Raw genomic sequence first — 9946 nt, forward strand, 5'->3', positions numbered from 1 at the left:
ATCAAATAAAGAAAAGGAGTAAAAATGACTAAATTTGTTGATTCATCGTTTGTAAAAAATATGCGTGATGTAACGCGTGAATCTTACCTTCGCTATTGGGATGAGCGAAATGGTGGGAATGTCTCTTATAGGCTGACAGCTGAAGAAGTGGAAGGTTTTGAGGATGTCCATGAGGTAAAACGGACCTTGGAACTTGGCTTTGATGCCAGTGCATTGGCTGGATTCTATTATCTTGTAACCGGAACAGGACGCTATTTTCGGAATGTGTACGATCGTCCAACCTTGGATTTAGGTCTTGTTAAAATTTCTCAAGACGGGCAAAGCTATGACATTGTTTGGGGCTTTGAAGACGGTGGAAAACCAACGTCTGAATTTCCAAGTCATTTGATGAGCCATATTGAGCGCCTTAAAGTGAATTCTGAACAACGGGTTGTTTTCCATTGCCACCCAACCAATCTCATTGCCATGAGTTTTACGCAAGAGCTGTCAGAACGTCATTTGTCACGCGTGCTTTGGAAAATGCAGGCTGAATCAATTGTGGTTTTCCCAGAAGGTATCGGGGTTATTCCTTACATGACACCAGGAACCAATGCGATTGGTGAAGCGACTGCAGCAAAAATGGCTGAATATCAAGCTGTTCTGTGGCCACATCACGGTTTGTTTGCAGCTGGTGTATCACTTGATGAAACCTATGGTCTTGTTGAAGTCATCGAAAAAGCTGCCATGATTTTTTCTCAAGTGGGTGCACAAGGAGGTGTCATCAAACAAGAAATTACAGATCAAGAACTACAAGAAATTGCAGATTACTTTGGACAAACCCCACATGAAGGCTTCTTGGATTTGTAACATATTGAAAAGATAAGAAAAAGGATTGGAGTTCTCTCCAATCCTTCTTTGTAATGCAAAGGTTACCCTTCAAAATAGAGCAATTCTTTTGGTGTTTGAGTGAAGACCTCAAAACCACTATCTGTGACATAGCCACAGTCTTCGATGCGGACGCCGACTTTGCCAGGAATATAGATACCTGGTTCAACAGAGAAGCACATGCCTTCTTCGATAACCATATCATTTCCAGCCATGATAGATGGGAATTCATGGACGCTCATGCCAAGGCCGTGCCCGAGACGATGGTTGAAGTACTCGCCATAGCCAGCTTTTTTGATGACATTACGAGCTGCTGCATCTACTTCAGCAGCCGTCACACCCGGTTTGATGAAATCAAGTGCTGTGAGTTGAGCTTCTAAGCAAAGTGCGTAGATATCTTTTTTGAATTGGTCTGGTTGACCAACGGCAACTGTCCGTGTCATGTCAGACGTATAGCCAAGTGTTTCTACTCCGAGGTCAAAAAGGAGCAGTGCATTATTCTCAATGCGATTAGTACCAGGTATTCCGTGTGGATTAGCAGCGTTATTTCCTGTCAAGACCATGGTTTCAAAACTCATTTTTGAAATGCCTTGTTTTTTCATGCCAAATTCAATCTGGGCAATGATATCTGCCTCTGTGACATTCAAGGAAATATTGTCAAATCCGATTTGCATAGCCTTATCTGCAAAGTCACCTGCCACCAACATTTTGTCAATCTCATCGCGTGATTTAATCAGCTTCATGCGGTTGATAAGTGGTGTCAAATCTGAGAAGGATTGCTGAAAGATAGATTGCAAACCGTGGTAACGCGTCAAATTCAAGTTATCAAATTCCGCTCCAATGGCTGAGAACTGCTTTTGTGGTAGTGAATGTTTGATAACATGCCATGGATTTTCTGAATCCATGTAGCCTACCACTGGGAAATCCACTGTTTCACGTGCTCGCTCTACATCAAGAGCGGGGAGGAATAAGAGAGAATCTGCATCAGGTTGGACAAAGAGCAACATGTGACGTTCGTGTGGATCACTAGCAAATCCAGTGACATAAGCAATGGTCGCTGGATCTGAAAAAATGGCCAAATCAATTTTTTCTTGGTCAAGGTAAGTCTGAATAGTTTGAATTTTAGACATAATACACCTCTTTCTATACCTATATTCTTGCAAAAAATGAAAAAAATTGCAAGAAGAAAAAGAAAATGATAAATTTTGCTTGAAAGTGGTTTCAAAAAATGATACACTATAAGGGAGTGAAAGCGTAATTTTCATAAAAAGAAGAAGGAAAGGAAACGAATCAAATATGATGAATACAGACGATACAGTAACGATTTATGACGTTGCCCGTGAAGCAGGTGTATCAATGGCTACTGTCAGTCGCGTTGTCAATGGCAATAAAAATGTCAAGGAAAATACACGCAAGAAAGTCTTAGAAGTTATCGATCGCTTGGACTACCGTCCAAACGCTGTGGCGCGAGGCTTAGCAAGTAAAAAAACAACGACAGTAGGTGTCGTGATTCCAAATATTGCCAATGCCTATTATGCGACTTTGGCAAAGGGGATTGATGATATTGCGGATATGTACAAGTACAATATTGTCCTTGCTAATAGTGACGAAAACGATGAAAAAGAAATCAATGTGGTCAACACCCTCTTTTCTAAACAAGTAGATGGGATTGTCTTTATGGGCTACCATTTGACAGACAAGATCCGGGCTGAGTTTTCTCGCTCTAGAACGCCAATAGTACTTGCAGGGACCGTAGATTTGGAGCATCAATTGCCAAGCGTTAATATCGACTATGCAAAAGCAGCATCAGATGCAGTAGATATTTTGGCGAAACATAGCGACAAGATTGCCTTTGTATCTGGACCATTAGTAGATGATATCAATGGTAAAGTGCGTTTGACAGGTTATAAGGATGGTTTGAAAGCAAATGGCTTGGAATTCCAAGAAGGATTGGTTTTTGAGTCTAAGTACAAGTATGAAGAAGGCTATGCTCTTGCAGAGCGTCTCTTGAATGCAGGCGCTACAGCAGCGTATGTGGCAGAAGACGAAATTGCAGCAGGATTGCTAAATGGTATTGCGGATAAGGGAGTGAAAGTTCCTGAGGAATTTGAATTGATTACTAGTGATGATTCATTGGTAACGAAATTCACTCGTCCAAATATGACCTCTATCAGCCAACCGCTTTATGATATCGGTGCGATTGCTATGCGGATGCTGACAAAAATTATGCACAAAGAGGAGTTGGAAAGCCGTGAAGTGATTTTGAATCATGGTATCAAGGAAAGACAAACAACTCGTTAAGAATGAAAAAGTTAAAATCGTAAGGAGTGCCTCAGATAGAAGACGCTCCAGTTTATCAAGCAGAATAACCATAGAAAATCTGCAAGGTAACATCATCTTCCTATTTTCGCGAGTGATAGCGAGAAAGGAAAGTATCGGAAAAAGAACTTTTCTTCACACTAAGACACTTCTGTTGGGAGTGTCTTTTTTTTTGAAAAAAGGCTATAATATGATTATGAAAGTATTATTGTATTTAGAAGGAAAGACCGTTCTGCAAAAATCTGGTATAGGTCGTGCCCTTCATCATCAGATGGAAGCTCTTGATTTGGCGGGCATTCCGTACACGACGGACTTGCTTGGTGATTATGATGTCGTTCATATTAATACATATGGACCGCGCTCGTTCCTGTTGCTTCATGCAGCAAAAAGACGCGGTAAGAAAGTCATTATGCATGGACATTCAACACGAGAAGACTTTAGAAATTCTTTTATTGGTTCTAATTTGCTGGCGCCTTTGGTTGGGAAATATCTAGCCCATATGTACCAGACTGCAGATTTTGTGATTACACCATCTGAGTATTCAAAAAAATTGATTGCTTCTTATGGGGTGACAACACCTACTATCGCAGTATCCAATGGCATTGATTTAGCAAAATACAAAAAAGATGAGCGAAAAGAGCAGATCTTTCGTGAGCATTTTGGAATTGAAGAGGGACAACCAGTGGTGATTTGTGCGGGGCTCTATTTCCGGCGTAAGGGGATAGAGGATTTTGTCAAGGTGGCTGAGAAAATGCCCCATGTCCGCTTTATTTGGCTGGGAAGTATCAATAAATGGATCATTCCATCTTATATTCGTAAAATTGTAGATGGTGATCACCCTGCAAATGTTTCTTTCCCAGGTTATTTTAAGGGAGCTGTTTTTCAAGGGGCCATGTCGGGGGCAAATGCTTTTTTCTTCCCCTCCTATGAGGAAACAGAAGGCATTGTTGTCTTAGAGGCTCTTGCGAGTCACCAACACGTCGTTTTGCGGGATATTCCTGTCTATGAGGGTTGGGTAGATGATTCAGTGGCAGAATTAGGAAACAGCATTGAGGACTTCGTTGAGTCCATCCAGAAAATATTAGATAAGAAAGTCGATAAGCGAGAGGCTGGTTATCAAGTGGCAGTTAGTCGCTCCTTGGATAAGGTTTCTCATCAGTTAGCAGATGCCTATCGACAAGTAATGGAGTTATAGATGAGAATTGGTTTGTTTACAGATACTTATTTTCCACAAGTTTCTGGGGTTGCGACCTCTATTAAAACACTAAAGACAGAACTGGAAAAGTTAGGTCACACTGTATTTATCTTTACGACGACGGATAAAGATGTCAATCGCTATGAAGACTGGGATATCATCCGCCTTCCATCTGTTCCATTCTTTGCTTTTAAGGATCGACGCGTAGCCTATGCTGGATTTGCGGATGCACTCGATATTTCCCGTCGCTACCAGCTGGATATTATTCACACCCACACAGAGTTTTCACTGGGAATCTTGGGGGTTGAAATTGCACACGCTCTAAAGATTCCGGTTGTCCATACCTACCACACCCACTATGAAGATTATGTTCGTTATATTGCTCGCGGTCTCTTGATTCGTCCGCGAATGGTGAAATATTTTGCTCGTGTGTTTTTTAAGGATGTAGATGGTATCATTTGTCCAAGTGAGATTGTGGAAAATCTCTTACGTTCTTACCAGATTAAACAGGATTTACGAGTCATTCCAACCGGAATTGAATTGGCGAAATTTGACCGTCCTGAAATTCAGCAACAAGATGTTTTAGCGTTACGTGAGCGCTTAGGTATTGACCCTGATGAAACGATGCTTCTTAGCCTATCACGTATTTCTTATGAGAAAAATATTCAGGGAGTTGTAAAAGCCATGCCCGAGGTATTGGCAGATAATCCGAAAGTAAAATTGGTCATCGCGGGTGGTGGTCCTTATGTAGCGGATATTGAAAAATTGATTCGCGCTTTGGAATTGGAGGAGTCCGTTATCTTGACAGGGATGATTCCACCATCTGAAACTGCCCTTTATTACAAAGCAGCAGATTTCTTTATTTCTGCTTCAACAAGTGAAACACAGGGATTAACTTACCTGGAGAGCCTTGCTTCGGGAACGCCTGTCATTGCTCATGGCAATCCTTATTTGGACAATGTCATCAATGATAAGATGTTTGGAACACTCTACTATCACGACTATGATTTAGCAGCAGCAATCATTGATGCGGTTATTCAGACCCCCCCTATGAAAGCAGAGTTGTTACAGGAAAAACTCTATGAGATTTCAGCGGAAAATTTTGGAAAAAAAGTATATGAATACTATTTAGACTTGAAAATTGCTAATGATTTTAATAAGGAATATCTTTATGAAGAATCTTTGCCAGTTTATCTTGCGCAAAAAGCTAGTCAAGCACCTGTTGTTATTGCTAGAACAGCGACTCATTTACCGAAGCGGTTGATTGTTTCAACCACTGCACAAACCAAAAAACTTGCCAAAATTTCGGTGAAGAGCATCCAATCCATCCGAAAAAATTTGGATTAGAGAACTGTTAGGCTTAGTTCGTCGATGGTAACGTTTCGTCGTAAGACAGATTTAAACAATCTTAAACAGTTAGAATTGTTTAAGATTGTGAGAAGAATTTAGAAAAAAAGAAGGTAGGATTAAGATATGAAGCAGATAAAAACAAGTTTCCTCTACAGTTTAATTCCATTTGCTATGGCGTTTTTACCGGATATTTATGGGGCATTTGCAAGATCAGAAGATTATCTCCTAGTAAAAGGGTTTCATGTCAATATGATTCTCCTTTACCTGCCTCTTGCTTACGCTCTTCTTAGTTTTATCTTTGGCTGGAGTAAAGGAATTTCTTTAATCTTTCCTGTGGTTTTACTGCTGATGTTTATCCCAAGGATTATATGGGATTATACTCACAATACAGCTGGTATAGAGGTTTATCTGATCATTTATGGAATTATCATCCTTCTATTTATGTTTCTTGGTTGGGGACTAAGGAGCCTCCTTCAAAAAAATCACAGTAAGTGTCTAGAGTTTTGGGAAACGTAAAATTGAATACCTTATAACTTAAGAGAACGAGAAATTCGTTCTCTTTTTTCGTTGCCTAAAACTAGTGAAAGGACACAAACAGATGTCAAATAACATTGAAATCATCATGGATATTGAAACTCTAGAAATATTTGAAGTGATAGATCTTGATGAAAAGGAAGAAGGTGTTGACACAGATGGCACAGAAGATTTTCCTGAAGAAGAAATTGTGTTGCCGTATGATGGCCTAAATAGAGTTTGGACAAGTAAAGGTTACTACTATAAACCTTCTAGCCTACTTTGGAGAATTGAGAAAGATGGCGTTGTTCATCAATTAAGTCCTAAAAATAAACATGGAACCTATCCTTATTATCAACGTTCCAGTGATTACACTTGGGGGCGTAGTAATCAACTCACACAAGAAGAAGCTATGTGGCTGACTTTGGAGTTTAATCCAGACCTGATGAATTATGTATAAGGAGGCAAGTAAAATATGCCAATTTTAATTCCAGTAAATATTTGTTTTGCGCTTATCACCTTTTCAATGTTTATAAGCGCCTACCATAGAGAAAAATATTATTTTTCCCATCTATTTATTTTCTTATTGAATGCTTTGGTAGTTCTATATGTAGTCTTTAACTACTTTGGCTTGTTGAAGTAAGAAGAATGCAGTGTACATGAGTTTGGAGATGTAGATTAACTATGATTGGAGAAAAAATATATGAAGTTAGATTATATATTCTTGGTGTTATACCTTTATTCAAGGTCCGAGTAAATGAGGAAAAACTTAGGAAAATTTTGATCGCTAATTTGGAATTGAATCCTGATTTTCATTTAGAAGTTTTTGTTGAAGGAAAGAGATACTGGGTTAGATTGGAAGATGATCGCTTAGTATTGGCTGAAAGGAGTTAATTATGACAAAACGAGAACAACAGTCGCGTGAATTGGTATTAAGAGAAATCATGCATTCACAAAATGCGACAAGGAGCAAAGCACGTTTAATTTTGAAGGAACTAGAGGAATTCGGCTTACTTCGGTTTTCTGATACCGGCCATCTTATGTTGAAAGTGGGTGCTTGACATGAAACGTATTTCCGCAAGGCAAGTTCAATCAAGTGAACGATTTTATAGAATACCAAAAATATTTGTTGAATCACCACTCTACAAACCGATGAGTACAGATGCTAAATTCACATATGCTATCTTGAAAGACCGTTTTGAATTATCTCTTAGAAATAATTGGATTGATAAAAATGGAGATGTCTATCTGATTTATACAGTTACTGAACTCCAAGAAATTTTAGGATATGGTAATAAGAAAGTTATCAAACTGAAAAAGGAACTTCAAGAGTATGGTTTATTAGAAGAAGTTCGTCAAGGTTTGAATAAGCCTAATTTACTGTACTTGGGAAATGTTGAATGCTCTACTGAAGAAATTCACTCTAAACCTTTAACTTCAGCGGAAGTGTCAAAACGACACTTCCAGAAAAAGCAAGGAAGTGTGAAAATGACACGTCAAAAAATGTCAAAACGACACGCTAATGATACTGAGAATAGTGAGACTGAATTATCTAACGATACTAATCGATACCAGGACGAGAACCCATTATCCACTCTATCAGATTCTGAAGCTTTCCAAATGGGCCAACATGGTTTTCTCTCTGCCCAAACTATCCAGAGACTCAGTCTCTTTGGCAAAGAAGCAAAACTCCTTGAAAACAAAATCTACCAAGCCAAGCGTCAGGTTGAAAAAGACTATAGTCATCTCTTAAATCATCAAGAAATAATTTACGGTGAAGTCTGGTCGCAGGAACTGGAACGAGAAGTGGACAAACTTATCTTCAAAATCAAAACTGGTGAACATGAAGGAAAGCCAATTAAAAACATTCCTGGCTATTTCTATAAGATGATGGTGCATTTCTGGAAGATGGCTTTACTGATTGAAAAAGAACAAGGATTTATAGCTCTATCACATCAAAGTGACTATGCTAAGTCATTCCCTGAAGAATGTCCAAGTTTAATTGGCTATTATTATCCAGATAGACTACCAGAAACGAGACTGGATCGATATTTAGCAGACAAGATAGAATTGGAGGGATAGATATGCTACAGGATGAATTTAAACCTATTCCTCATAAAGTCTTAACGATTGGTCGTAGTCCTAAAGAAAGTGTGATTGCCATTCCTAAAGCTAACTTTGCCCTTAGCCCACGCTGGGTTAAGAAAATCACCTATAAAGTGAAAGGGGGTGTATTAGGTGACTAAACCAGTTTCAAACCGATTGAAGGAACTGCGGAAACAAGCTGGATTAACCCAGGAAGAGTTATCTCAAAAAGTTGGTGTTATCCGCAAAACTGTCTCGAATTGGGAGCGGGGATTTAGCCGTATCAACCCTGAGTCTGCGGAACAACTCGCTAAGTATTTCCAGGTTTCTATCGGTTATTTGCTTGGTGTCAGTAACGACAGAAAGGCTGCCAGTTCGGATTTAAGCTACTGGATTGCGTATAAACAGAAATACTAGGTGGAAAGAGGGAACAACTATGGCGATGCTACATGTTGAATGTAACTCCTGTGGGGCATTTTCAGCGTTGAGAGGTTGGATTGAACCAGAGGATTTAGTAGGAACGATATGGGAAGGATTTACTGAGGACCAAATTAAAAAAGCAGAAAAAGAAGATCCACTAATTTTTGAAGGGTTAGATCCGTGGGATAAATTTATTGAAAATCCAGTTTGTAATGAGTGTGGTTCTGATAAAGTGATCAGTTATTGAAGAAGAAAGTAGTATAAAAAATCGATATTTTCCCTTACTTTCTCTCTCAAATACACGTGGATTTTAAGCAGTGATCAAGTTTAGACCTTAGCATGTCATTAAACTGCTTGGCCTTTGAAAACTGAATACAAGGCTTGTCCCAATCAGCGTGACTATGGATAAAAGAAAAATGGGGGCGAGTAGCTAGCTAGAAAAGGATATCTAGCCCAGTCACATGACGAAAAGGCATACTTACAGAGTATAAGCTAAAGGAGTTTGCGGTTTCTAGACTATAAACCGTGTGTACAAAATACCGATAGGAAACTACGGTTTTCTACAGCACGGCGTAATTCGCCTTTCAACTTCAAGGAGAAATCTATGATAGATGAAACACAAACAGTCCGCCTAAGGGACTTAAGAAACTTAGGAAAACAAGGAGGTGTAACAGCTCGCTTGGACGATGGAACAGAACTACTCCTAAAGCCTGACTTTGCCATAAAAAAAACAAAAGGCTATGTGGATGGTCGCTTAAGGGATGTAGAGTTTCACTTGTCCTATAAAAACATTTACAGCCAAATTCGCACCCTCAAAAAAGGAAACTCTCTTGTAGCTCGAAAAGTTAGAAGTCCGTCTGGCTTTGAACTTCGACTAACAGGAAGAGGTTATAGGAGGTAACTGATGAAACTGAAAAAACTTATATGTGGATTGTTGGTTGCTCAGCTATTGTCCATGCATCAAATGGCCCGGGCAAATGATGCTGTTCCTGAAAGTTCTGAACTTGGTGTCCAGGTAGTGTATCGCCTGTACAATCCTATTCTCAAAGAACACCTCTTTACTACAGATCAAAATGAGTACCAGGTCTTACCAAGACATGGTTGGAAACAAGAAGGTATTGCTTGGTATGCCCCTTCTCAAAATGGAACGAAGGTAACTCGTCTATACAGTAAGGTAACTAAGAAGCACCTCTATACCTT

The 9946-nt window shown here is 39.4% G+C and carries 14 protein-coding genes and 1 pseudogene; 14 read left to right on the plus strand and 1 reads right to left on the minus strand.

Annotation, left to right across the window (positions count from 1 at the left end; translation table 11 throughout):
• Positions 1 to 24 precede the first annotated feature (24 nt).
• Positions 25 to 846, plus strand: a complete 822-nt coding sequence (rhaD, locus tag A3I9_RS0101490) for a rhamnulose-1-phosphate aldolase (RefSeq protein ID WP_018377315.1) — start codon at positions 25 to 27, stop codon at positions 844 to 846.
• 62 nt (positions 847 to 908) lie between these two features.
• Here rhaD and A3I9_RS0101495 read toward each other — a convergent pair whose 3' ends face one another.
• A complete protein-coding gene (locus A3I9_RS0101495; protein ID WP_018377316.1) occupies positions 909 to 1994 on the minus strand; it encodes a M24 family metallopeptidase in 1086 nt (361 codons plus the stop codon).
• A 169-nt stretch (positions 1995 to 2163) separates the two neighbouring features.
• On the opposite strand from A3I9_RS0101495, the gene ccpA reads away from it, so the two are divergent.
• The 13 genes and pseudogenes from ccpA to A3I9_RS12960 form a co-directional block, all read left to right on the plus strand.
• On the plus strand, positions 2164 to 3165 hold the full coding sequence (gene ccpA, locus A3I9_RS0101500; protein ID WP_026217284.1) for a catabolite control protein A: 1002 nt from the start codon (positions 2164 to 2166) through the stop codon (positions 3163 to 3165).
• A 214-nt stretch (positions 3166 to 3379) separates the two neighbouring features.
• Positions 3380 to 4378: an LTA glycolipid anchor biosynthesis glycosyltransferase, IagA/BgsA family gene (locus A3I9_RS0101505; protein ID WP_026217285.1), complete on the plus strand. Its 999-nt coding sequence runs from the start codon at positions 3380 to 3382 to the stop codon at positions 4376 to 4378.
• Complete coding sequence (locus A3I9_RS0101510; RefSeq protein WP_018377319.1) at positions 4379 to 5725, plus strand: glycosyltransferase family 4 protein; 1347 nt, start codon at positions 4379 to 4381, stop codon at positions 5723 to 5725.
• 126 nt (positions 5726 to 5851) lie between these two features.
• Positions 5852 to 6244, plus strand: a complete 393-nt coding sequence (locus tag A3I9_RS0101515; RefSeq protein ID WP_018377320.1) for a hypothetical protein — start codon at positions 5852 to 5854, stop codon at positions 6242 to 6244.
• A gap of 82 nt (positions 6245 to 6326) precedes the next feature.
• Positions 6327 to 6701: a hypothetical protein gene (locus tag A3I9_RS0101520; RefSeq protein WP_018377321.1), complete on the plus strand. Its 375-nt coding sequence runs from the start codon at positions 6327 to 6329 to the stop codon at positions 6699 to 6701.
• Positions 6702 to 6925: 224 nt separating this feature from the next.
• Entirely contained in the window at positions 6926 to 7135 is a 210-nt protein-coding gene (locus A3I9_RS0101530; RefSeq protein ID WP_018377323.1) for a hypothetical protein, read from the plus strand.
• 2 nt (positions 7136 to 7137) lie between these two features.
• Positions 7138 to 7302 (plus strand): hypothetical protein, encoded by a 165-nt coding sequence (locus tag A3I9_RS13465; protein ID WP_018377324.1) that lies wholly within the window; start codon positions 7138 to 7140, stop codon positions 7300 to 7302.
• Position 7303: 1 nt separating this feature from the next.
• Positions 7304 to 8323: a replication initiator protein A gene (locus A3I9_RS0101540; protein ID WP_018377325.1), complete on the plus strand. Its 1020-nt coding sequence runs from the start codon at positions 7304 to 7306 to the stop codon at positions 8321 to 8323.
• A gap of 2 nt (positions 8324 to 8325) precedes the next feature.
• The gene (locus A3I9_RS13470) at positions 8326 to 8487 is read left to right on the plus strand and encodes a hypothetical protein (RefSeq protein ID WP_018377326.1); all 162 of its coding nucleotides are present in this window, start codon (positions 8326 to 8328) and stop codon (positions 8485 to 8487) included.
• Positions 8480 to 8743 (plus strand): helix-turn-helix transcriptional regulator, encoded by a 264-nt coding sequence (locus tag A3I9_RS0101550; protein WP_018377327.1) that lies wholly within the window; start codon positions 8480 to 8482, stop codon positions 8741 to 8743. The genes A3I9_RS13470 and A3I9_RS0101550 overlap by 8 nt, the downstream gene beginning before the upstream one ends.
• Positions 8744 to 8762: 19 nt before the next feature.
• Positions 8763 to 8993, plus strand: coding sequence for a hypothetical protein (locus tag A3I9_RS0101555; RefSeq protein WP_018377328.1), 231 nt, complete (start codon positions 8763 to 8765; stop codon positions 8991 to 8993).
• A gap of 357 nt (positions 8994 to 9350) precedes the next feature.
• Positions 9351 to 9647, plus strand: a complete 297-nt coding sequence (locus A3I9_RS0101560; RefSeq protein WP_018377329.1) for a hypothetical protein — start codon at positions 9351 to 9353, stop codon at positions 9645 to 9647.
• Positions 9648 to 9650: 3 nt separating this feature from the next.
• Positions 9651 to 9946: pseudogene (locus A3I9_RS12960) on the plus strand (hypothetical protein); the annotation flags it as partial.

Origin of the sequence: Streptococcus ovis DSM 16829 (assembly GCF_000380125.1) — a bacterium.
In the GTDB taxonomy this organism is placed as follows: Bacteria; Bacillota; Bacilli; order Lactobacillales; family Streptococcaceae; genus Streptococcus; species Streptococcus ovis.